Raw genomic sequence first — 23,238 nt, forward strand, 5'->3', positions numbered from 1 at the left:
CGTTGGGTTGTGGGAGGCCTGGCGATGCTCATGACGATGTTGAGCGCGCTGATGGTGGTGCCACCGTCGTCGGCGGCGCCGGAGTCGCTGCAGATCGACAAGTCGGTGGACAAGACCACCCCCGCACCGGGGGAGAACTTCACCTATCAGATCCAGGTGCGGTGCTCGGAGGACGACTGCCTCGACACCCAGATCGTCGACGAGCTGCCGGACGAGTTGGTCGGGTTCCCGATCGTGAGCGTCCAGTTCAGCCCGAACGCGACCACCGTGCCGCGCACCGTGACCTGGCAGCCGGGCGGAGGATCGACCGCGCCGGAGACCGTCGTGGCGGGCACCAGCATGACCGTCGACCTGTTGCAGCCGACCGACGGCCCCGTGGGCGTGGGTCTGCAGGCGGGTACGACCTACACGATCTCGATCTCGCTCAAGGTGCCCGACGACTACCCGCCGGGCCGTAGCGGCGACATCGTCAACCCTGCGCGGGTGTCGGCCTCGAACGCCAACACCAAGACCAGCAGCGCGACCATCAACGTCGAGGCGCCGATCACCACCGGCGTCGCCGTCGACAAGACCTGGGCGCCGGCGAGCCAGTCGTTCGACCCGGGTGCGGAGTCGACGATCGGCCTCACGGCCCGCAACTCCAGCAACGTCGCGGTCGACCGGCTCGTCATCCAGGAGCCGAAGAACGCCGCGGACGGCGCTGCCGGGCTCGACCCGAGCAACCCGTTCACCATCACCGACTTCGCCGGCTTCGGCGACGTCACCCTGCCCACCGGCTGTACGACCGCCCGCGTCGACGCCTACGTCCGCTCCGGTGGCACCTGGAGCTGGGTCCAGGGCGCCGACGCGCCCGCCGGCGATCCGCTGGCCCTGCCGGCCGGCGTGACGAACGCTCAGGTCGGCGGCATCCGGGTCACCTGCGACGGCACCATCGCCCCCGGTCAGCGGATCGCGCTCGATCTCGACCTGACCCAGCGCGCCACCGACCGTGATGACGGCAGCGACCTGTCGAGTGCCGAGCACCGGGTCGACAACGTGACCACCGGCTCCGCCACGCTCGACGGCCAGCCGACCGTGCGCGACGACGGCCAGGCGTCGTACGTCGTCAAGCCGGCCATCCCGACCGTGGAGGCCAACAAGAACATCTCGCCGGACAGCATCACCGCGGGCCAGGACGCCCCGGCGACGATCACCGGCACCAACGGCGGCGTGCCCGTCACCAGCCTGACGGTCGCGGACCTCGCCTTCTTCACCGACGAGGTGACCTTCGGCGGCTTCTCCGGTCCGCTGACCTGGCCGGCCGCGGCCACCGGGGCGACGGTCACCTACCACCTCCTCGCCGGCGGCACCGAGCAGCAGCCGGTGAGCTCCGGTCAGGTGCCGACCGCACCGTCCGGCAAGATCTCCGGCTTCGAGATCACCTGGACCGGCCCGATCGCGGCCGATGAGACCGGCGGCGCCGGATTCACCATCGCGACCACCGAGGACGCCACCGGCGGCCTGGCCGAGAAGACGCTGACCAACAAGGTCGACGCCGCGGTCGAGGCCTCGAACGGCCTCACCGACACCGACAGCGACACCGACACGCTGCGGGTCGTCGACCCGGCGATCACCGCCACCCTCGACAAGACCGTGCGGCCCGGCTCGGCCGTGGCCCCCGGGCAGTCGGTCATCTCGTCGCTCAACGCCAACGTGATCGCCCACGGCGACGGCGCGGTCGTCCACGACATCGTGGTCGAGGACGTCGTCGGCACCGGCACCGCCGAGTTCTGGGACGCGTTCGACCTGGTCTCCATCGCGCCGACGCAGGTGCCGGCCGAGACCACGCTGACCGTCGAGGTGCAGGACACCGACGGCACCTGGCACGAGCTGCTCGTGCACGGGCCGCTGTCCGAGGCGAGCGTCCTGCGGCGCGACGCCGCGGCGACGGCGGCCGCTCTCGCTCTGGTCGGCCTGGACCGCGACGGCGTCCAGGGCATCCGGTTCTCGTTCCACCACGACACCGGCTTCCCGAGCAACGTGACGCTCACCCCGAACCTGGAGTTCGAGGCCCGCGGCGCCCTGCGCGGCGGCGGTGCCGTCACGCCGGGACCGGACACGCCGACGCCGTACCTCAACTCGGCGACCGTCACCGCCGACGGCGAGTCGGCCGGGGGCAACGACCTGCACGACGCCGACGGCGACGTCGGCACGGGCACGGTCGTCACCGATGACGGCGGCCCGGGGCCGGGTGTCGACATCGACAAGACCTGGACCGACTCCGCGGTCGACGCCCAGTCGGGTGACCGGTCCACGACCCATCTCGACTGGAACGTGAGCAAGGGCCTCTCGCCCGTACGGATCAGCGACGGTGCGGCCGATCCGGCCTCCACGCCTGTCGCGCAGACGGTCTACGACGCCTTCGACCTGGTCCGGATCGAGCGGGTCGGCGTGTCGAACACCCCGTACTCGACCGGCTGGTACCTCCGCTACGACACGGTCACCGAGGTCGCGCTCTACGACGGCAGCAGCTGGGTCGTCGTGCCGGCGCCGGGCGGGAGCTGGCGCGAAGCCGACGGCAGCTTCAAGGGCTACGAGCTGACCGGTCCCCAGCGGGCCTCCACGCGAGGCGTCCGGATCGTGGTCGAGGAGACCGCGGACGACACGGACCGGCGTCAGTCGGCCCAGCTGTCCGGCGACGCCTTCGACCCGTATGCGCCCGACCCCGGCTCCGGCGTCGGGGCCGGCAGCACCGACCGCCGGTTCTCACTGCTCTGGCAGGTGCGCGACAAGGCCCGCTCGGACGGCACGTTCGTGGTCGCGGACCGCGACTACAACACCACGGACGAGGGCGTCGTCGAGAACGACACCGAGCTGCGTGGCACGCCCGTCGGCGGCGGCACGCCCGTCACCGACACGGCGGCCGACACCATCCAGATCCTCGACCCGGAGCCCGTGGTCGAGGTGACCAAGGCGGTCACCCCGACGACCCAGGTGCACGTGCCCCCGGTGGGGACCCCTGCCGGGAGCTACCCGACGGCCACCTGGGTGCTCAGGGGGAACAACGGGTCGACCGCGCGCGCGTCGTACGTCCGGCTGACGGACCCGGCGACCTGCACCGACACCACGGTGGCGGACTGTCAGAGCAGCGCCGACGCCACGGGTGCCAACGCGGATCCGTTCGACCTCGACGCCGACCACCTCGGCAGCGCCTCGCGGCCCAACCCGATGGAGCGCTTCGACATCACCGGCATCACGATCGCCGCGTCGAAGCCGGGGCAGATCGACCCGGCGGCCACCGTCGTGTGGCTGCTGCGCTACGACCAGGCCACGCAGACCTACTCCTCGGAGCGGTCGACGATGGCCGCGGTCAACGCGGGCGTCAGCGACCCGGGGACCATCGTCGGCGTCAGCGTGACCTTCCAGCACACCGACCCGGCGACGTCCGGCGGCACGATCACCCAGGACAACGAGCTGACGGTGAGCCTGGCCACCCGGTTGCGGCCCACGCTGCGCAGCACCGGGGCCGACCAGGTGCTGCGGGCGGGGGACACCTTCGACGTCGTGAACCGTGTGTTCGCCCAGTCCTACGACCCCGTCGCGGGGGCCGGCGTCACGACCGGTGACGTCGCCGACGCCACGCTGGTGCTGACCGGTGGCCTGGTCAACATCACCCCGACCAAGACGATCACGCCGAGCCTGATCAACGAGCCCAAGCCCGACGTACCGGTCACGGTGACGCTCGGCGCGAACCAGGGCTCCGACCCGCGCAGCACGCTCTCGCCGCAGCGCGTGGTGATCGAGGACCAGGCCGACTCGCCCGACTTCTGGAACACCTTCCGGTTCGACGGCCTGCAGAGCGTCAGCCTGCCGGCCGGTGCGGACCGGGTTCAGGTGGACCTCTACGACGGCACCCAGTGGGTGGAGGGATCGCCGGCGCCGGCCGGCGCCGTGGTCCTGCCCGCGGTGCCGGACGGCCAGGTCCAGGGGGTCCGGTTCACCTTCACCCGCGCCGACGGACAGCTGTTCTCGGCGACCGTCCCGGCCCCGAACTGGTCGGCGAACGCCATCATCGGCGTCCGGCTGCGGGACACCTACCGCGACACGGGCAACCCGGTCACCTTCGACGGCGAGATCGAGAACACGCAGACCTCGTGGACGACGCGCCCGGACGGCAACAACACGCCGCGCACCGACGCGACGGCGACGATCGAGCTGTCGCCCGGCACCCGGGAGATCGCGGTCCGCAAGCTGACCAACGACGGCACCCGGTTGGCGGCGGTCGGTGAGCTGGTGCCCTTCGACCTGACGATCGAGAATGCCGGCACCGGCTACCTCACCCTCACCGACCTGCGTGACGTCCTGCCGCCGGAGCTGCTCTACACCGGGGTCGAGCCGACGTACACGGCCGACCCGACGGGGACGCTGTCCGACCAGGTGACGGTGACCCCGGAGTCCGGTGGATCCGTCCTCCGGTTCACCTGGCCCGTCGACGGCGCCCGGATGCTCCCGGGCGAGGTCTTCCGGATCCGGCTGCAGCTCGAGCTGCAGCCCGGTCTCGGCAGTGGGGAGAAGGCCACTAACACGATGACGGTGCGCACCGAGGAGACCCTGACCTCGTGCCGCAACGTGGTGTCCAACGGCGGCCTCACCGACGACTGGGCGAATGACAAGCAGACCTGCGGCACGTCCGACTTCGTCGGCACGGTCGACGGGCCCAACCTCTACACGGTCAAGGGCGTCCGTGGCTCGCTCGGCGGGGCGTTCGACCCGGCCAACCCGGCCACGACCTGCAGCCCCACCCTGGCCGCGACCGGTGGCTCCTACTACCGCTCGCCCTGTGTGGCCAACAGTGAGGTCGACGGCACCGACGACTGGGTCCTGCACAGCGTCAACGCCGGCACGGTCACCATCGACGAGATGACGGTCTTCGACCAGCTCCCGGTGCGTGGCGACCTCCAGCTGGTCTCGGGCAACGCCCGCGGCTCGGCGTACCGTCCGCAGCTGGTGGACGGCTCGCTGCAGGTCAACGCCCCGGCGGGGACGACCCAGCGGGTCGAGGTCACGACCAGCCCCGGAGTCTGCACCGGGACCTGGACCGGGCTGCCGACCCAGCCGGTCTGCGAGCAGAACGGCGAGTCGTGGTCCGTCGCCGACGGTGACACCGACTGGTCGAAGGTGAGTGGCATCCGCGTCCACCTCGACTTCCGTACGACGCCCCAGGGCTCGCTGCGGGCCGGCGAGGCCGTGGACGTCACCTTCTCCACCACGAACGTGATGGCCACCGACACCGACGCCAGCGGGGTTCCCCGCACGGTGCCGGGCGACGACCTGCTCGCCTGGAACCAGCACGGCATCAAGTTCAAGTACACCGACCGGAACATGTTCCGGCAGATCGCCCCGAGCCGGGTCGGCGTGCACCTGCACACCGGCGCCGCCGAGATCCGCAAGGAGATCACCGGGCCCGCCGCGGCGTACGCGCCGGACCTGATCCGGGTCGCCGTGGCGTGCGAGGCCGGTGGCGTGCCGCTCGACCTCGGCGCGGACGCGGTGGTCGAGCTGCGCCGCGCCGGCGACTGGCTCACCCAGATCGCGGGGGTGCCGATCAGTGCGAACGGCAGCTCGTGCACCTTCACCGAGGAGGGCTCGGTCGGGGAGTGGGGCGAGACCTCGCGGTCCGGCACGCCGGTGACGGTGGACGTCGAGGACCCGGACACGGTCGAGAGCGCGACGATCACCAACGACTACCGGTTCACCGGTCTGTCGGTGACCAAGCGGGTGCAGACCACGGCGACCGGTACCACCTTCGGGCCGTTCACCTTCACGCTGCGCTGTGAGTCGATCACCGGCCGCGACGTCACCTTCGACGGCGCCGGCACGACCGAGCTGGAGTTCACCCTCGAGGACGGCGAGACCTTCACCGCGCCGGCCGACCGGATCCCGGTGGGGGCCTCCTGCGAGGTGACCGAGACCGACCGGTTCTTCGCCGACCAGATCGTCGTCACCGGCGACAACGTCGTCGACCACGGCGACGGCTCGGCGACGGTCACCCCTGGCACCGACCCGGCGGAGGTCGAGATCACCAACGCCTACGACGCGGGCACCGTGACGCTGGAGAAGAAGGTCGACGGCGACGGAGCGGCTCGCTACGGCACCGGCACCTTCTCCTTCCAGATGACCTGCACGTACCGCGGCCAGACGCCGTACCAGGACACGATCCGGCTCGCCGCCGGCGCGTCCCGCACGGTCGGACCGTTCGCGATCGGCACGTCCTGCGCGGTGAAGGAGACCGGCACCGGAGGCGCGACGTCGAGCGTGCTCGCGCCGGGCGACGGCGTCGTCGAGGTGCCGGCGCCGGACCAGCAGGCCGAGACCAGCCGGGTGTCGCTGACCGCGACCAACACCTTCCGGCTGACGTCGCTCGACGTGACCAAGGAGGTCGTCGGCGACGAGTCGGCCAAGGGTGCGAAGGGCCCGTTCCGCGTGGCACTGGCCTGCACCTGGCTGGTCGACGGCCAACGGGTGGCCTTCGACGTGCCCGGCGGCGCGGAGCGCGTGCTCGCCAAGGGCAACGGCTACCGGGCGTCCTACCAGGAGCTGCCGTCGAGTGCGGCCTGCACGCTGACGGAGACCAAGGACGGCGGTGCGGCGTCGACGTCGATGACGGCAACGGTCGCGGGCCAGGTCACGAAGTCGCGCAAGACGTCGATCGCGGTCGACCTCACGCCGACCGGTGGGCCGGGTCAGGCCTCGGTGCGCGTCGTCAACAAGTTCGACGCCGTCGCCGCGGGGGGTGACGAGCGCGGTGGCGCCGGACTGCCGAACGCCGGTGCGCCGTACCGACCCTGGCAGCTGGTCCTCGGTGGCCTGCTGGTGCTGGCCGGACTGCTGGGCGTGCTCCGCAGTCGGCGTCGCCCGGGACGTCATCTAGGCTGAGAGGTATGGCGCGGGATCCGATCACCCCCGCGGCGCTCGCTGCTCGCCCGATGCTCTTCGCGTCGGGCGAGCAGGCGTACGTCGCCCGTGCGGTGCGACGCACCCGGACGACGCCCGACGGGGCCGACCCGGCCTGGGCCGACGAGGTCGTCGCCGGCCTCGGCCCCGACGAGCGGGCGTTGTGCGCCCTGTCCTTCGCCGCCGGGGCTCCCGGCCTCGCCCATGTGGTGGTCGGCTCCGAGCACGCCCTGCAGCGACCCGATCGGGACGAGTCGGTGGAGCGGACCTACGACGTCACCGAGTTCCCCACGGCCGACGAGTACGCCGTGATGGTGGCCACCGCGCTGGAGCGGATCGCCGGCGGCGACCTCCACAAGGTGGTGCTGGGCCGCTGCCTCGACGTCCTCAGCGACCCGCCGCTGGTGCCCGCGGAGATCATCGACCGGCTGCTGACCACGCGGCCGGGCCGCTACGTCTTCAGTGTCCCGCTGGTGCCGGGCGTCGAGGGGCCGCCGGGTGCCGACGGCACCGCGCCCGAGGACGGCCCGATCCTGGTCGGGGCCAGCCCGGAGCTGCTCGTGCGCCGCGCGGGCGCCGAGATCTCGTGCACCCCCCTCGCCGGCTCCGTGCCCCGCTCGGAGGACCCCGACGAGGACCTGCGCCGGGCCGGCGAGCTGCAGCAGTCGGCCAAGGACCTCGCCGAGCACGCCTTCGTGGTCGAGGCGATCGTGCACGCGCTCAAGGACGTCTGCGTCGAGATCGAGTACCCCGCGACCCCGGAGCTGCTCTCGACGGACACGGTGTGGCACCTCGCCACCCCGATCCACGCCCGGCTGGCCGATCCGGTCGACGGGCCGAGCGCGCTGCGCCTGGCCCAGCTGCTCCACCCGACCCCGGCCGTGGGCGGCGTACCCACCGCGGCCGCCAATGCCGTCATCGCCGACCTCGAGGGCGACCTCCGCGACTGGTTCGCCGGGTGCGTGGGCTGGGTCGACCGGCACGGCGACGGCGAGTTCGCGATCACCATCCGCGCAGCCGTGATGGACGGGCCCCGGCTGCGGCTGTTCGCCGGCGCCGGGATCGTCGCCGGATCCGATCCTGCCGCCGAGGTGCGCGAGACCGGCGCCAAGCTCGCCACCATGGCCCGGGTCACCGGCCTGCCCTGACGCCGGGTCGGCCCTGCTGATTGGACCCTCGCGCCGCGCGCGTGCGAGGATTCCGCGCACCAGGGGGGAGTACTCCTTCGCTGCGGGCTCGTCATCACGAGCGGTCGATGTCGCCCGCTCCGGTCCCGTAGGCTGCACCACGGCGCCCCAGGCGTCGGCAGCGGAAGAGACCTCGGGCGATCTGTCGACGCATCCGCCCCTGAAGGGACACCTCTATGGACGTGACCACCCTGGAATGGACGATCACCATCGCGGTGACCGTCGGAGTCCTCCTCTTCGATGTCTTCGTGATCGCTCGCGATCCGCACGAGCCGTCGATGAAGGAGTGCGCCATCGCGCTCTCCGTCTACGTCGGCGCCGCTGTGGCGTTCGGTGTGTTCATCCTCGTCCACCACGGGCACGACTACGGCATCCAGTTCTACACCGGCTGGCTGACGGAGTACTCGCTGTCGATCGACAACCTCTTCGTCTTCATCATCTTGATGTCCGCGCTCAAAGTGCCCCGGAAGTACCAGCAGGAGGCGCTGCTCGTCGGCATCGTCCTGGCCCTGGTGTTCCGCGGCATCTTCATCGCGCTCGGCTACGCGCTCATCGAGAACTTCAGCTGGATCTTCTACGCCTTCGGCGCCTTCCTGGTCTACACCGCGTTCAAGCTGGTGAAGTCCTACGGCGCCCACGAGGACGAGCACCCCGAGGACAACGCGATCGTCGCCTTCACCCGGCGCCGGATGCGGGTCGGCGACAGCTGGCACGGCCTCAAGCTCTGGTACCACGAGAACGGCGTCCGCTTCGTCTCGCCGATGCTCATCGTGATCATCGCCCTCGGCGTCACCGACATCCTCTTCGCGCTCGACTCGATCCCGGCGATCTTCGGTATCACCCAGGAGCCCTACCTCGTCTTCACCGCGAACGTGTTCGCGCTGATGGGCCTGCGCCAGCTGTACTTCCTGCTCGGCGGCCTCCTCCAGAAGCTCGTCTACCTCTCGCTCGGCCTGGCGTTCATCCTCGCGTTCATCGGCGTCAAGCTGGTCCTGCACGCCCTGCACGAGAACGAGCTGCCGTTCATCAACGGCGGCGAGCACGTCAAGGTCTGGGACATCCCGTCGCTGTTCAGCCTCGGCGTGATCATCGTGACCCTCATCGTCACCGCGGTCGCGAGCCTGTGGAAGTCCTCGCGCGGTGGCGACGACCACGTCGCGGACCACGCCACCGCCCCGCGTGAGCCGGCCGACGTCGACGACACCGCGGGCCCCGACTGGCGCTGACCTGCCGGGGCCGGCGGCCCGCCCGACACTAGGGTGTCGGTCGTGGATCGACTCCAGGTGCAGTGGGCCGGTGGGACCCGGACCTTCGCCGGGCCGCAGGTCGTGGTCGGGCGCGAGCTCGACTGCGACGTGCCCGTCACCGACACCCGGGCGTCGCGGCGCCACGCCGTGCTGCAGCGCGAGGACGGCGGCTGGGTCGTCGTCGACGCCAGCAGCAACGGCACCTATGTCGCGGGGCGGCGGGTCACGCGGCTGCCGTTGACCGGCGCGCCGGTCAGCCTCCATCTCGGGGGACCGGCCGGTGAGCAGGTGATCGTGAGCCTGGTGGCGGCGACCTCGCGGCCGGTGCCCGCCTCGCCGCCCGTGTCGCCCGTGCCGCCGCAGGCGCCGCCCGTGCCGCCGCCTGCGGGGGAGTTCTGGAGGAACCTCCCGCCCCCGCAGGTCCCCGCGAGCGGCGGGCCGGTCGACGCCTGGCGCCCGGCGGGCGTCCTCCCACCGGGCCAGTTGCCGCACGGCCACTCCGTCGTCCTGCCGCAGCAGGTCCGCGCGGGTTCCGCGCTCACCATCGGTCGCGACCGGGGCAACGACATCGTGCTCGCCGACCCGCTGGTCAGCCGCCGCCACGCGCGACTCGAGCCCGCGACGCCGGCCGCGCCCGCGGTGCTGCACGACCTCGGCTCGTTCAACGGCACCTTCGTCGACGGGCGCCGGGTGCAGGGCGCGGTGCCGCTCGCGGTCGGGGCCGAGGTGATCTTCGGCAACCAGACCTTCCGCTGGGACGGCGGGCAGCTGATCGCCTCGGCCACGGCGCACGAGCTCACCCTGTACGCCGACGGGCTGACCCAGATCGTCGGCGGCGGCCGGCGACTGATCGAGAACGTCTCCTTCCAGCTCCAGCCGCGCAGCCTGACGGCGGTGATCGGCCCGTCCGGCTCCGGCAAGTCGACCCTGCTCGGCGCGCTCACCGGCCTGCGGCCGGCCAGCCACGGCCGGGTGATCTGGCAGGGCCACGACCTCTACGAGCACTACGACCAGCTCCGCTTCCAGATCGGCCTGGTGCCGCAGCAGGACATCCTCCATCCCCAGCTGAAGGTCAGGCAGGGGCTGCGCTTCGCCGCCCAGCTCCGGCTCCCGCCCGACACCACCGCGGCCGAGTGGGATCACCGGGTCCGGACCGTCGCGGAGCAGATGCAGCTCACCCAGCGGCTCGACAACCGGATCGGGAGTCAGCTCTCCGGCGGCCAGCGCAAGCGGGTCTCCATCGCCACCGAGCTGCTCACCGCCCCGCCGCTGCTCTTCCTGGACGAGCCGACCTCCGGCCTCGACCCGGGCCTCGACCTCGAGGTCATGCGCCAGTTGCGCAGCCTCGCCGACGACGGCCGCGTGGTCATGGTCGTGACCCACTCGGTGCTCGCGCTCGACGTCTGCGACGACGTGCTCGTGCTCGCGCCGGGCGGCCGGATCGCCTACTTCGGCCCGCCCGCCGGGGTCCTCGCCCACTTCGGCGTGACGACCTACCCGGAGGTCTTCGACCTGCTCGACGAGCCCGACCTGTGGCAGCGGATCCCCGCCCAGCAGCACGCCGTCGACACTGCCTCGCTGCCGCGGCAGTCGTACGGCGGCGCCGTACCCGCTCCGCCGCGGCAGTCCGTGACCCGGCAGCTGGGCACCCTGGTCCGGCGCAACCTCGCCGTCGTGCTCGCCGACCGGCTGCTGCTCGGCATGCTCGTGCTGCTCCCGCTCATCCTCGGCGGGCTCAGTCGCGTGGTCCCGGGCTCCGACGGGATCTCGATCCTGGCGTCGGGCGGCCGGGTCGGCGAGGCACAGCAGCGGCTCACGGTGCTCATCGTGGCCGCCTGTCTGATGGGCACCGCACTGGCCATCCGCGAGCTGGTGGGGGAGCGCCCCATCTTCCGGCGGGAGTACGCCGTCGGGCTCTCGCCCGGCATCTACTTCACCAGCAAGCTGCTGGTCCTCGGCACCGCCGCGTTCGCCCAGGGCCTGGCCGTCACCTTCCTGGCGACCGTCGGCCTGCCCGGAGCCGACGGCACCGCGGGCACCTTCCGGGTCGCCCTCGCGATCGCGGTGCTGTCCGCGGTCATGGTCGTCATCGGCCTCGCGCTCTCGGCCTTGGTGACCAGCAGCGAGCAGACCATGCCGGCACTCGTCGGACTGGTGATGCTGCAGCTGGTCCTGTCCGGCGCGCTCTTCGAGATCGCCGGCCGCGCCGGTCTGGAGCAGCTCGCCTGGCTCTCCCCGTCACGCTGGGGGTACGCCGCCTCCGCCTCCGCGATCCAGCTCGTCGACCGCTTCGCCGGCACCGACCGGCAGGACTGGATCGCGCAGAGCGGTGCCGGGCACTACCTGATGGACCTGGGCATGCTGGTCCTGCTCGGTGCCGCGGCCTTCGGCATCGGTCTGCTGCTGGTGCGGCGCAGCGCGACCGCCGACGACTGAGACCCGGGAATGCCCGAGGGCCCGGACGACTTGGACCTGACGATGTCTCTCGCACTCTCCGTCCTCGACCTCGTCCCCGTCCGTAGCGACCAGGCCACGGGCGACGCACTCGCGGCGTCCCTCGACCTGGCCCGGACGGCCGACCGGCTCGGCTACCGCCGCTACTGGCTGGCCGAGCACCACAACATGCCGGCGGTGGCGGCGACCAACCCGCCCGTCGTGATCGGGCTGGTCGCCTCCGCGACCGAGCGGATCCGGGTCGGCTCGGGCGGCGTGATGCTCCCCAACCACGCGCCGCTCGTCGTCGCCGAGCAGTTCGCGCTCCTGGAGGCGGCGTTCCCGGGCCGGATCGACCTCGGCATCGGCCGCGCGCCCGGCTCGGACCCGGTGACCAGCTGGGCGCTGCGCCACGGCGCCGGTGGCGTGAGCGACGAGGCGGTCACCCGCTTCCCCGAGTACGTCGACAACGTGCTCGCCATGATGGAGCCGGCCGGTGTCGGGCTGGCCCTGCGCGGCTCCCAGCACGTCCTCAAGGCCACCCCCGCGGCGCAGTCCGTGCCGCAGATCTGGCTGCTCGGCTCCTCCGACTACTCCGCCCGGCTCGCCGCGGAGAAGGGGATGCCCTACGTCTTCGCCCACCACTTCTCCGGCTCCGGCACCGCCGAGGCGCTGGAGCTGTACCGCTCCACCTTCCGGCCGTCGCCCGAGTCGGCCGAGCCGCGCACCTTCCTCACCGTCAACGCCTCGGTGGCCGACACCGCCGAGGAGGCGCGGCGCCAGGCGCTCCCGCAGCTGCTCCAGATGCTCGCGCTGCGCACCGGCCAGCCGCTGGTCGCCCAGCGCACGATCGAGGACGCCGAGACGATCGTCGAGGCCGGTCTGCCCGAGGGCCACGAGGCGCTGATCGACGCGATGCGGCGGCGCTGGGTGATCGGCGACGCCGCCGGCGCACGTGCCGAGCTGACCGAGCTCGCGGCGTCGTACGGCGTCGACGAGGTGATGGTCAACCCGGTCGGGGGCGCCCTGCGGGGCACCGACGCGCGTACCTCGCCCGCGCGGGTGCGGACCCTGGAGCTCCTGGCGGGCTGAGGCGCCGCTCGCGGTGCCCACCGGCCTCGGGGATTGGGAGTTCGCTGGGGCCTGCACATAGACTGGCGTGTCGGTCCAACGTGGGTTCTGTGTGTGGTGCACGGCCCACGAGGTCCACTCGGCCGCCCGTGGGCGGCCGAGAGGTTCCCGGGCCACCGGTAGCACGCAACATTCCCGAGCAGATTGTGAGACATGGCGAAGAAAGAAGGCGTCATCGAGATGGAGGGCTCCGTCGTGGAGGCCCTTCCGAACGCCATGTTCCGAGTCGAGCTGAGCAACGGCCACAAGGTCCTCGCTCACATCAGCGGCAAGATGCGCCAGCACTACATCCGGATCCTCCCCGAGGACCGCGTGGTGGTGGAGCTCTCGCCGTACGACCTGTCGCGGGGCCGGATCGTCTACCGCTACAAGTGACGCCCACCGGCGTCACTCCCGCCACTAGCAAGAAAGGGCTGACATGAAGGTCAACCCGAGCGTGAAGAAGATCTGTGACAAGTGCAAGGTGATCCGTCGCCACGGCCGCGTCATGGTGATCTGCGAGAACCCGCGCCACAAGCAGCGCCAGGGCTGAGTTCTCGTCCCACAACTGAATACGACAACTACGTGATCGCTTAGCCGTCGACTACGACGGCGAATCACCTCCGGAGCGGATGGCCGGAGCTGGGCACAACGAGTAGGACCGCCCGGGTGCATCACGACCACACCACCGTGACTGTTCGAAAGGGAAGCCACCATGGCACGCCTCGTCGGAGTCGACCTGCCGCGCGACAAGCGCATCGAGGTCGCACTCACCTACATCTACGGCATCGGCCGTACCCGCGCCCAGCAGCTGCTGGAGGCCACCGGCGTCAGCCCGGACCTCCGCGTCCACGAGCTGGGTGACGAGGAGCTGGTCAAGCTCCGCGACGAGATCGAGGCGAACTTCAAGATCGAGGGTGACCTCCGTCGCGAGGTTCAGGCCGACATCCGCCGCAAGATCGAGATCGGCAGCTACCAGGGTCGCCGTCACCGCATGGGCCTTCCGGTCCGCGGTCAGCGCACCAAGACCAACGCTCGTACCCGTAAGGGCCCGAAGCGCACGGTTGCCGGCAAGAAGAAGGCCAAGTAGCCACTTCGGCACAGCTCGCCGCGTGCGAGCTCACGATCTACTGAGACCAGCTCATCTAGAGGAGATAGCGAATGCCTCCCAAGGCTCGCGCGGGCGCCAAGAAGGTGCGCCGCAAGGAGAAGAAGAACGTCGCTCAGGGCGAGGCCCACATCAAGAGCACGTTCAACAACACGATCGTCACGATCACCGACCCGACCGGTGCGGTGATCTCGTGGGCCTCTGCCGGCACCGTCGGCTTCAAGGGCTCCCGCAAGTCCACCCCGTACGCCGCTCAGATGGCCGCCGAGGCCGCGGGTCGTCGGGCGATGGAGCACGGCATGAAGAAGATCGACGTCTTCGTCAAGGGTCCGGGCTCGGGCCGCGAGACGGCGATCCGCTCGCTGGGTGCGATCGGCCTCGAGGTCGGCACCATCCAGGACGTGACCCCCGCCCCGCACAACGGCTGCCGCCCGCCGAAGCGCCGGCGCGTCTGAGCGTCTGACCGACCAGGACTGAGCAAGGAGAACTTCGATGGCCCGTTACACCGGACCCCTGACCAAGAAGTCGCGCCGTCTCGGCGTCGACCTCGTCGGCGGCGACGCCGCCTTCGAGAAGCGCCCCTACCCTCCCGGCCAGCACGGCCGCGCGCGGGTGAAGGAGAGCGAGTACCGCAACCAGCTGCAGGAGAAGCAGAAGGCCCGCTTCACCTACGGCGTGCTGGAGAAGCAGTTCCACCGCTACTACGAGGAGGCCGCGCGTCGCCAGGGCAAGACCGGCGACAACCTGCTCCAGCTCCTCGAGTGCCGCCTCGACAACGTGGTCTACCGTGCCGGCTTCGCCCGTACGCGCCGCCACGCCCGCCAGCTGGTGACCCACGGTCACTTCCTGGTCAACGGCAGGAAGGTCGACATCCCGTCCTTCCAGGTGACCCAGTACGACATCATCGACGTGCGCGAGAAGTCGCTCGAGATGACCCCGTTCATCGTGGCTCGCGAGACCCACGGCGAGCGGATCGTCCCGGCCTGGCTCGAGGCGCTGCCGTCGCGGATGCGCGTCCTGGTGCACCAGCTGCCCGTGCGCGAGCAGATCGACATGCCGATCCAGGAGCAGCTCATCGTGGAGTACTACTCCAAGAAGTGATCGTCGGCCCGTCCCGGTCCCCCTCCGTCCGCGGAGGAGACCGGGGCGGGCACCGGCATCTCCGCAGTACCTCTTCTCCAATTCCGCACCACGTCTGGGTCCTCATATAGCGGTCGGCCCGGAAAGGAACGAAACAAGTGCTCATCGCACAGCGCCCCACCCTGTCGGAGGAGACCGTCGACCAGTTCCGGTCGCGCTTCGTCATCGAGCCGCTCGAGCCCGGCTTCGGCTACACGCTCGGCAACTCGCTGCGTCGTACCCTCCTCTCCTCGATCCCCGGTGCCTCGGTCACCAGCATCAAGATCGACGGCGTCCTCCACGAGTTCTCGACGATCGAGGGCGTGAAGGAAGACGTCACCGAGATCATCCTCAACCTCAAGGGCCTCGTCGTCTCCTCCGAGCACGACGAGCCGGTCACCATGTACCTGCGCAAGTCGGGTGCCGGTGACGTGACGGGTGCCGACATCGCGCCGCCGGCCGGCGTCGAGGTCCACAACCCCGACCTGAAGATCGCCACCCTCTCCGACAACGGCAAGCTCGAGCTCGAGCTCGTCGTCGAGCGGGGCCGCGGCTACGTCTCGGCCGTCCAGAACAAGGGCGCCGACAACGAGATCGGCCGGATCCCGGTCGACTCGATCTACAGCCCGGTCCTCAAGGTGACCTACAAGGTCGAGGCCACCCGCGTCGAGCAGCGCACCGACTTCGACAAGCTCGTCATCGACGTCGAGACCAAGCCGTCCATCCTGCCGCGCGACGCGATCGCGTCGGCCGGCAAGACGCTGGTCGAGCTCTTCGGCCTGGCCCGTGAGCTCAACGTCGAGGCCGAGGGCATCGACATCGGCCCCTCGCCCGTCGACGAGCAGCTCGCCGCCGACCTCGCCCTCCCGGTCGAGGACCTGCAGCTGACCGTGCGGTCCTACAACTGCCTCAAGCGCGAGGGCATCCACACCGTGGGTGAGCTCATCAGCCGCTCGGAGCAGGACCTGCTGGACATCCGCAACTTCGGCGCGAAGTCCATCGACGAGGTCAAGGCCAAGCTGCACGAGATGGGTCTGTCCCTCAAGGACAGCGCCCCGGGCTTCGACCCGTCGGCCGCCCTGGCCAACTACTCCGACGACGAGGACGACGACGAGTCGTTCATCGAGTCCGAGGAGTTCTGAGTTTGATGGTGTGAGGGTGTCGCCAGCCGACGAGGCTCGCACAGGCGCTCGCTGCGCTCGGCCCGCGGACCCTCGTCGACGCGGCTTCGCCGCGGGCGACACCCTCACACCGCGGTTGGCTTCCGCAGGACCTCCGTCGGTCTGGCGGCAACACAGCAGCCAGCAGCACCCGCCGGGGCGGATCCGTCCCGGTGAAGATTCCGGTACCTGACACGGCCGGACCCAGCACCCGGTACCTCATACGGCCGGGCAGGAAGCGAGCAACGCAATGCCCAAGCCCAAGAAGGGCCCCCGCCTCGGCGGTGGCGCCGCGCACCAGCGCCTCATCCTGTCGAACCTGGCCACCGCGCTCTTCGAGCACGGCCGGATCACGACCACCGAGGCCAAGGCGCGCACGCTGCGCCCGTACGCCGAGAAGCTGATCACCAAGGCGAAGAAGGCCCACGCCGGCGAGAACCCGCTGCACCAGCGCCGCGAGGTCCTCAAGGTCATCCGTGACAAGGGCGTCGTCCACACCCTGTTCGAGGACATCGCCCCGACCTTCTCCGAGCGTCCCGGCGGCTACACCCGGATCACCAAGATCGGCAACCGTGCGGGCGACAACGCTCCCATGGCCGTCATCGAGCTGGTGACCGAGGCGTACGCACCGTCCGCGCCGAAGGCTCCGGCCGCCGCTGCCGCTCCGGCCGACGAGGCGCCCGAGGTCGAGGAGACCGAGGCCGCTGAGGCCACTGAGACCGAGGTCGAGGAGACCGAGGCTCCTGAGGCCGAGGAGACCGAGGCTCCTGAGGCCGAGGCCGCCGAGCCCGAGGCGGAGGCAGCCGAGGAGGCTCCCGCCGAGGACACCGACAAGGCCTGACCAGGTCCACCGGATCGACCCGTCGCGTTCAAACGCGACGGGTCGATCTGCTTGTCAGGGTCGCTTCGTCGATCACGAAGCAGAGCAGGCCGGTGAGCAGGACGGGCATGACGAACCAGGCCCAGAAGATCGTCCAGGCGATGAGCAGCGAGGTCGTCCCCGAACCCGGCACCACGTCGGTCACCAGCTGGGACACGTCGAAGCGCACCACCCACTGGGCCGCGGCGACGACCACCAGCGCGATCAGGCCGACCGGCCAGACCCCGCCCTCCCGCCGGGCGATGCCCCAGGCGGCCACCTGGACCACGGCGATGAGCGTCGCGCCCCAGGCCGTGATGATCTCGATCTCGCGGATCGAGGAGAAGTCCGCCGTCCGGAGGGCGACGTGCAGCGCGATCTGGACCGGGATGGTCGTTGCCGCGACGAGCGTGGCGACCAGCCGCCGGCCCGGGGTGCGGGCGACCAGGGCCACCAGCGCCGCGAAGAGCAGCATCAGGACGACGGTGAGCGTGATGCCGACGTCGGGCGACAGGGGCGTCCGGCGCTCGGCGACCAGCCAGCCGGGCAGCAGGTAGAGCGCGAGGTGGGCCAGGAGCAGGACGCCGAGGAGCAGCAGCGGCAGCGGCGACGCCCCCGAGGGGTGGCGCGGCGCCGTCGGCGGCGGGGGCAGGGACATGTCCTCATCCTCCCGAGCGGCGGCGGCGGCAAACCCCGGGCGCTCGTCCGCGTTCGCGGGGTCGTGACGACTCGGTCATGGAGTCGCCGGTCCGTAGACTGGGCCCCATGACGATCGACCTGGGTACGCCGCGCCTGCTGGAGGACGCCGAGCGGGAGGTGCTGCTCGCCGACCCGCGCGGCTACTGCGCCGGCGTCGACCGAGCCGTGGTGACGGTCGAGCAGGCGCTGGACCTCTACGGCTCGCCGGTCTACGTCCGCAAGCAGATCGTCCACAACAAGCACGTCGTGTCGAACCTCGAGTCCCGCGGCGCGATCTTCGTCGAGGAGCTCGACGAGGTGCCGGTCGGTGCCACGGTGGTGTTCTCGGCCCACGGCGTCTCGCCGGCCGTCCACAGCCAGGCCGCCGACCGCGACCTGAAGACGATCGACGCGACCTGCCCCCTGGTCACCAAGGTGCACCGCGAGGCGGTCCGGTTCGCGCGCGAGGGTTACACCATCCTGCTCATCGGGCACGCGGGGCACGAGGAGGTCGAGGGCACCGCGGGCGAGGCCCCGGACCAGACGATCCTGGTCGAGCACCCCGACGACGTCGACACCCTGGAGCTGCCCGAGGGCGCCAAGCTCGCGTGGCTCTCGCAGACGACGCTGAGCGTCGACGAGACCATGGAGACCGTACGCCGGCTGCGCGCGAAGTTCCCGCAGCTCGAGGACCCGCCCAGCGACGACATCTGCTACGCCACCCAGAACCGTCAGGTCGCGGTCAAGGAGATCGGTGCCACCGCCGACCTGGTGATCGTCGTCGGCTCGGCCAACTCGTCGAACTCGGTGCGCCTGGTCGAGGTCGCGCTCGAGGCCGGCGCCAAGGCGTCGTACCGGATCGACGACGTCTCCGAGCTCGACGAGTCCTGGCTCGACGGCGTGCGCTCGGTCAGCGTGACCTCCGGCGCCTCGGTCCCCGACCACCTGGTCCAGGAGGTGCTGGGCTATCTCGCGGAGCGCGGCTACCCCGACGCCCGACCGGTGCAGACGGCGGAGGAGACGCTGGCGTTCTCCCTGCCCAAGGAGCTGCACCGCGACCTCAAGGCCGCGGGCCGGGCCTGAGCATGGCGCGCTACCTCGACGTCCATCCGGACAATCCTCAGCCGCGGTTGCTCCAGCAGATCGTCACTGCCCTGCAGGACGACGCGCTGATCGCCTACCCGACCGACTCCGGGTACGCCCTCGGGTGCCGGATCGGCAACCGTGACGGCCGCGACCGGATCCTGCGCATCCGCGGACTCGACGACAAGCACCACTTCACGCTCGTGTGCCGCGACTTCTCCCAGCTCGGGCAGCTGGTCCACGTCGACAACGCCGCCTTCCGGGCGATCCGCGCCGCGACGCCGGGGCCCTACACGTTCATCCTGCCGGCCATGCCGGAGGTGCCGCGGCGGCTGCTGCACCCGAAGAAGCGCACGGTCGGGGTCCGGATCCCCGACCACACCTTCGTCCAGGCGCTGCTCGCCGAGCTCGGTGAGCCGCTGCTGACCTCCACCCTGATCCTGCCGGGGGAGACCGAGCCACGCACCATGGGCTGGGAGATCAAGGAGGACCTCGACCACGACGTCGACATCGTCGTCGAGGCGGGGGAGACCCCGGCCGAGCCCACCACCGTCGTGGACTGGTCCGAGGGCGCCCCCGAGATCCTCCGCCGGGGCGCGGGCGATCCCGACCGCTTCTAGCCCGCCGCCAGACCGTGTCCGTCACCGAAGGGAATCTCGTGAAGTACGTCGCTGCCGCCGTCCTGTCCCTCGCCCTCGTCCTCGGCCCCGCGGCCGGTGTCTCCACCGCCGCCGGGCCCACAGGGCCGGCCGAGCGGCAGAGCGCGGGCTCCGACCGGGCCAAGGTCCTCAAGACGGCCAAGGCCGTGCGCAAGCACCGCAAGGCGACCGGCGCCGCGCCCGACGACGCCTACGCCAACGCCGCGCTGGTCACCTCGCCCAAGGTCGGCTACCTGCGCGTCGGCGCGAAGCGGTTCTGCGTCTTCACCAACGCCGCCCGGAGCATGAGCGGCAAGAAGGCCGCCTGGTTCTACGACTCCCAGCGCAAGCGGGCCTTCCGGGCCACCCGCAACGCGGTCCGCGGCTCGCACTCGGCGTGCGGCAAGGCCGCTCGCGTGCTCCAACAGCAGGTGGTGCAGGTCCGCGTCGACAACGCGGTGGCCGACGCGCTCACCGCCGCCGGGGTGATCCGCGCGGTGGCCGCCGGGGGGTCCTACCCGACCGGCGCGGGCGACATCGACCTGCTGCACTTCGAGAAGACCTACGGTGTGAGGTTCGCCAAGGGCAACCGGATCGCCGGCTACGGCACCAGCGGGTACGGCGCGACGTTCCAGATCTGCATCGCGCACCGGACCGGCCCGTGGGCGCTGTACCTCTCGAGCACCGACAGCTTCGAGACGGGGACGAAGAAGGCGCGCTGCGGCTCGCACGTCGGCCCGATGTGACGTCCCGGGGGCCTGACCGCTCAGGGCCGGCGGCGGTCCAGGAAGGAGCGACGCAGCGCGAGCAGGCCCAGGCACGCGGCGTACCCGAAGCCCAGGGCGATGCCGTGCCGGGACAGCCCGGCGATCGCGGCCTGCGCGACGCCGTCGTCGGCACGGGCGATGCTGGCGCGGTCGCTGAGCGCGAGCAGCACGATGACGAGGGCCATCGCCAGCGGCGGGAGCACCCCGACCGTGAAGAAGTCGCGGGGCCGGACGGTGAGGGCGGCCCCGACGCAGATCGTCACGAACGCCAGGTCGAAGAACAGCCCGAGGCGCTCGGAGAGCAGCAGGTCGAGCACAGTCGCGGTCAGCAGCAGCGCGACCGCGAGCGCGACCACCTCGCGGCCGGGACGACGGCCCTCCTCCCACAGGGTGGCGCTGCTCACCCCTCCACGCTAGCGGTCGGACCGGGCCATGTCAGGGACTCAGCCGGCGCTGGCCACGACGAGCCGCCTCCCGTGCTGATCAGTCCGCCAGGTCGACGACCACCGGCGCGTGGTCGGAGGGCGCACCCGGGAAGACGGCAGGGTCGCGCTCCTCGCGGTCGATGAACGCACCGGTGACCCGCTCGGCGAAGGAAGCGGAGCCGAGGACGAAGTCGATCTTGAGCCCGCGGTTCCGCTCGAACCGCTGCCGGTAGTAGTCGAAGTAGGTGAACTCGGGCGCGTAGGACCGGGTGACCTCGGACCAGCCGCCGTCCAGGAATGCCTGGAAGGCGGCGCGCTCGGCCGGGGTGACGTGGGTGGAGTTCTTGAACTGCGCGACGTCGAACACGTCGTCGTCGGTCGGGCAGATGTTCCAGTCGCCGACCAGGGCGGTCGGCGCGTCCAGCCAGGACGACGCAGCGGCCCGCAGGCGGGCCAGCCAGTCCAGCTTGTAGACGTAGTGCGGGTCGTCGGGCTTGCGGCCGTTGGGGACGTACAGGCTCCACACGCGTACGCCGCTGCAGGTGGCAGCGAGGGCGCGGGCCTCGACCTCGAGTGCGTCGCCGAAGCCCGGCTGCTCGGGGAAGCCGACGGTGACGTCGTCGAGGCCGACCCGGCTGAAGATCGCGACGCCGTTCCACTGGTTGAGGCCGTGGGCGGCGACCTCGTAGCCGCGCGCCTGCAGGCCCATCAGCGGCAGCTGCTCCTCACGCGCCTTGGTCTCCTGGACCGCGAGCACGTCGATCTCGTGCCGGTCGAGGAAGGCTTCGACGCGGTCGATCCGCGTGCGCAGGGAGTTGACGTTCCAGGTGGCCAGTCGCACCGGACGAATCCTAGTCTGCAGGGGAGCTGAACCGAGCGGACGGTTCCGTCGTATCCCCGGCCGGGAGGTGCGGATGACCGACGACCCGGCCACGGCCATGCAGGCGCTGTACGACGACCACGCGGCGGCCCTGTGGGGCTTCTGCCTGCACCTGACCGGCAACGACCGCGCGCGGGCCGAGGACGTCGCGCAGGAGACGATGCTGCGCGCCTGGCGCAACGCCGCGGTGCTCACCGAGTCGCGCGGCTCGGTCCGCTCCTGGCTGTTCACGGTCGCCCGCCACATCGTGATCGACGAGTGGCGCTCCCGGCGGGGGACCCGCGAGTTCGCGACCGCGGACCCGCCGCAGGGCGAGGTCGGCGACGACGGGACCGACGAGCTGCTGCTGTCGTGGGTCGTCGCCGACGCGCTGCGCCGGCTCTCCGACGACCACCGCGCCGTTCTCGTCGAGTGCTACTACCGGGGGCGATCGGTGGCCGAGGCCGCTCGCCGCCTCGACATCCCGGAAGGAACCGTGAAGTCCCGCACCCACTACGCCCTGCGCGCCCTGCGGCTGATCCTCGAGGAGACGGGGGTGGCGTCATGAGCTGCGCGTACGCGCACCTCGACGGTGTCTACGTCCTCGGCGCCCTGGCCGCGGGGGAGCGGGCGGCGTACGAGCGCCACCTGCCGGGCTGCGCCGAGTGCACGCGCGCGCTGCGGGACCTGGCCGGGATCCCGGGGCTGCTGGGGCGGGTGCGGCTCGAGACGGTCGAGCAGCTGCAACCGGCCGAGCCGGTGCCCGCGACGCTGCTGCCGGCCATGGTGGCGCGGGTACGCCGTGACCGGGGTCGGCGCCGGGTCGTGGTCGGCTCGCTCGTGGCCGCGGCCGCGGTGCTGCTGGTGCTCCTCGCGGTCGGGATCGGCACCACCCTGGGCGACGGTGCCCCGGGCCGACCGGATCAGCAGCTGGCCGCCGCCCAGCGGATGGAGGCCCTCGGCACTCCGTCCTCGGGCTGGGTCTCGCTGACCCGGCGCGGCTGGGGCACGCGGATCGACCTGACCTGCACCTACGACGGACCGGTGGCCGGCCCGGCGACGTACGTCCTCGTCGTGACCGCGACCGACGGCCGCACCGAGCAGGCCGGCACCTGGCGGACCCGCGACGGCCAGGAGGTCCGGGTCACCATGGCGACGGCGGTGGCCCCCGATGACATCGCGTCGGTCGAGGTCCGGACGGAGTCGGGCTACTCAGTCCTTCGCCTGACGCAGTGACGCGAACCGGCCCTCCGCGGCAGCCGCGGCGAGCGCCACGACGACCGCCACGATCTCGGAGATCGCCGCCAGCCACGCGTACCAGGTGTCCCAGGTCGTGTGGATGCCGAACAGCCCGCCCGTGGTGGCGATGACGAACGCCAGCAGGGTCGTGGCGCCGAGACCGGCCAGGAGGAACAACGGGATCCAGCTGCGCCAGGCGACCACGAGGACGGCGATCACCGCACCCGCGACCACGTTCACCACGAACAGCTGCCCGACGGTGCCCTGGTCGCGCACGCCGTCGAACCACAGGTAGAGATGCACCGCCGCGCTCACCACGGCCGCCAGCGCACCGATCACTCGGATGCCCATCGCGCGCTCCTCACGCTCGTTTCGGGGAAACACGTGCGAGGA

Annotated in this window: 21 protein-coding genes; 17 read left to right on the plus strand and 4 right to left on the minus strand. The window is 71.4% G+C overall.

All coding sequences use genetic code 11. The annotated features are described in order from the left end of the window. Positions 1-30: 30 nt before the first annotated feature. From QJ852_06265 to rplQ, 12 genes are all read left to right on the plus strand, one after another. A complete protein-coding gene (locus QJ852_06265) occupies positions 31-6,915 on the plus strand; it encodes a DUF5979 domain-containing protein (protein WGX98040.1) in 6,885 nt (2,294 codons plus the stop codon). Between the two features lie 5 nt (positions 6,916-6,920). After that, positions 6,921-8,081: an isochorismate synthase gene (locus tag QJ852_06270; protein WGX98041.1), complete on the plus strand. Its 1,161-nt coding sequence runs from the start codon at positions 6,921-6,923 to the stop codon at positions 8,079-8,081. A 215-nt stretch (positions 8,082-8,296) separates the two neighbouring features. After that, the gene (locus QJ852_06275; GenBank protein WGX98042.1) at positions 8,297-9,346 is read left to right on the plus strand and encodes a TerC family protein; all 1,050 of its coding nucleotides are present in this window, start codon (positions 8,297-8,299) and stop codon (positions 9,344-9,346) included. 42 nt (positions 9,347-9,388) lie between these two features. Further along, complete coding sequence (locus QJ852_06280) at positions 9,389-11,803, plus strand: ATP-binding cassette domain-containing protein (protein WGX98043.1); 2,415 nt, start codon at positions 9,389-9,391, stop codon at positions 11,801-11,803. Positions 11,804-11,845: 42 nt separating this feature from the next. Next, complete coding sequence (locus QJ852_06285) at positions 11,846-12,892, plus strand: LLM class flavin-dependent oxidoreductase (GenBank protein ID WGX98044.1); 1,047 nt, start codon at positions 11,846-11,848, stop codon at positions 12,890-12,892. A gap of 192 nt (positions 12,893-13,084) precedes the next feature. Continuing rightward, positions 13,085-13,306: a translation initiation factor IF-1 gene (gene infA, locus QJ852_06290; GenBank protein ID WGX98045.1), complete on the plus strand. Its 222-nt coding sequence runs from the start codon at positions 13,085-13,087 to the stop codon at positions 13,304-13,306. Between the two features lie 43 nt (positions 13,307-13,349). Continuing rightward, entirely contained in the window at positions 13,350-13,463 is a 114-nt protein-coding gene (gene rpmJ, locus QJ852_06295) for a 50S ribosomal protein L36 (GenBank protein WGX98046.1), read from the plus strand. A gap of 162 nt (positions 13,464-13,625) precedes the next feature. After that, entirely contained in the window at positions 13,626-14,000 is a 375-nt protein-coding gene (rpsM, locus tag QJ852_06300; protein WGX98047.1) for a 30S ribosomal protein S13, read from the plus strand. A gap of 71 nt (positions 14,001-14,071) precedes the next feature. Further along, on the plus strand, positions 14,072-14,473 hold the full coding sequence (gene rpsK / locus QJ852_06305; GenBank protein ID WGX98048.1) for a 30S ribosomal protein S11: 402 nt from the start codon (positions 14,072-14,074) through the stop codon (positions 14,471-14,473). A 37-nt stretch (positions 14,474-14,510) separates the two neighbouring features. Then, positions 14,511-15,119 (plus strand): 30S ribosomal protein S4, encoded by a 609-nt coding sequence (rpsD, locus tag QJ852_06310; GenBank protein ID WGX98049.1) that lies wholly within the window; start codon positions 14,511-14,513, stop codon positions 15,117-15,119. 137 nt (positions 15,120-15,256) lie between these two features. Beyond that, positions 15,257-16,279: a DNA-directed RNA polymerase subunit alpha gene (locus tag QJ852_06315; protein ID WGX98050.1), complete on the plus strand. Its 1,023-nt coding sequence runs from the start codon at positions 15,257-15,259 to the stop codon at positions 16,277-16,279. A 268-nt stretch (positions 16,280-16,547) separates the two neighbouring features. Further along, positions 16,548-17,138, plus strand: coding sequence for a 50S ribosomal protein L17 (gene rplQ, locus QJ852_06320; GenBank protein ID WGX98051.1), 591 nt, complete (start codon positions 16,548-16,550; stop codon positions 17,136-17,138). 28 nt (positions 17,139-17,166) lie between these two features. Here rplQ and QJ852_06325 read toward each other — a convergent pair whose 3' ends face one another. Beyond that, positions 17,167-17,814 (minus strand): hypothetical protein, encoded by a 648-nt coding sequence (locus QJ852_06325; protein ID WGX98052.1) that lies wholly within the window; start codon positions 17,812-17,814, stop codon positions 17,167-17,169. Between the two features lie 107 nt (positions 17,815-17,921). On the opposite strand from QJ852_06325, the gene QJ852_06330 reads away from it, so the two are divergent. The 3 genes from QJ852_06330 to QJ852_06340 are packed head-to-tail and all read left to right on the plus strand — an operon-like array spanning position 17,922 to position 20,301. Next, positions 17,922-18,917: a 4-hydroxy-3-methylbut-2-enyl diphosphate reductase gene (locus QJ852_06330; GenBank protein ID WGX98053.1), complete on the plus strand. Its 996-nt coding sequence runs from the start codon at positions 17,922-17,924 to the stop codon at positions 18,915-18,917. A 2-nt stretch (positions 18,918-18,919) separates the two neighbouring features. Beyond that, on the plus strand, positions 18,920-19,537 hold the full coding sequence (locus QJ852_06335; GenBank protein WGX98054.1) for an L-threonylcarbamoyladenylate synthase: 618 nt from the start codon (positions 18,920-18,922) through the stop codon (positions 19,535-19,537). A gap of 38 nt (positions 19,538-19,575) precedes the next feature. Beyond that, positions 19,576-20,301 (plus strand): hypothetical protein, encoded by a 726-nt coding sequence (locus QJ852_06340; protein ID WGX98055.1) that lies wholly within the window; start codon positions 19,576-19,578, stop codon positions 20,299-20,301. A gap of 20 nt (positions 20,302-20,321) precedes the next feature. Here the strand turns inward: QJ852_06340 and QJ852_06345 are convergent, their stop codons facing one another. Both QJ852_06345 and QJ852_06350 read right to left on the minus strand, forming a co-directional pair. Continuing rightward, the gene (locus QJ852_06345) at positions 20,322-20,726 is read right to left on the minus strand and encodes a hypothetical protein (protein ID WGX98056.1); all 405 of its coding nucleotides are present in this window, start codon (positions 20,724-20,726) and stop codon (positions 20,322-20,324) included. Positions 20,727-20,805: 79 nt separating this feature from the next. Next, on the minus strand, positions 20,806-21,588 hold the full coding sequence (locus tag QJ852_06350) for an exodeoxyribonuclease III (protein WGX98057.1): 783 nt from the start codon (positions 21,586-21,588) through the stop codon (positions 20,806-20,808). Between the two features lie 73 nt (positions 21,589-21,661). On the opposite strand from QJ852_06350, the gene QJ852_06355 reads away from it, so the two are divergent. Further along, the gene (locus tag QJ852_06355; GenBank protein WGX98058.1) at positions 21,662-22,174 is read left to right on the plus strand and encodes a sigma-70 family RNA polymerase sigma factor; all 513 of its coding nucleotides are present in this window, start codon (positions 21,662-21,664) and stop codon (positions 22,172-22,174) included. Beyond that, positions 22,171-22,842 carry a zf-HC2 domain-containing protein gene (locus QJ852_06360; protein ID WGX98059.1) on the plus strand — a complete coding sequence of 224 codons (672 nt, stop codon included), beginning with the start codon at positions 22,171-22,173 and terminating at the stop codon, positions 22,840-22,842. The genes QJ852_06355 and QJ852_06360 overlap by 4 nt, the downstream gene beginning before the upstream one ends. On the opposite strand, the gene QJ852_06365 is transcribed toward QJ852_06360, so the two are convergent. Next, positions 22,819-23,196, minus strand: coding sequence for a hypothetical protein (locus tag QJ852_06365; protein ID WGX98060.1), 378 nt, complete (start codon positions 23,194-23,196; stop codon positions 22,819-22,821). The genes QJ852_06360 and QJ852_06365 overlap by 24 nt on opposite strands. Positions 23,197-23,238 lie beyond the last annotated feature (42 nt).

It is taken from the genome of Nocardioides sp. L-11A, from assembly GCA_029961745.1.
In the GTDB taxonomy this organism is placed as follows: domain Bacteria; phylum Actinomycetota; class Actinomycetes; order Propionibacteriales; family Nocardioidaceae; genus Nocardioides.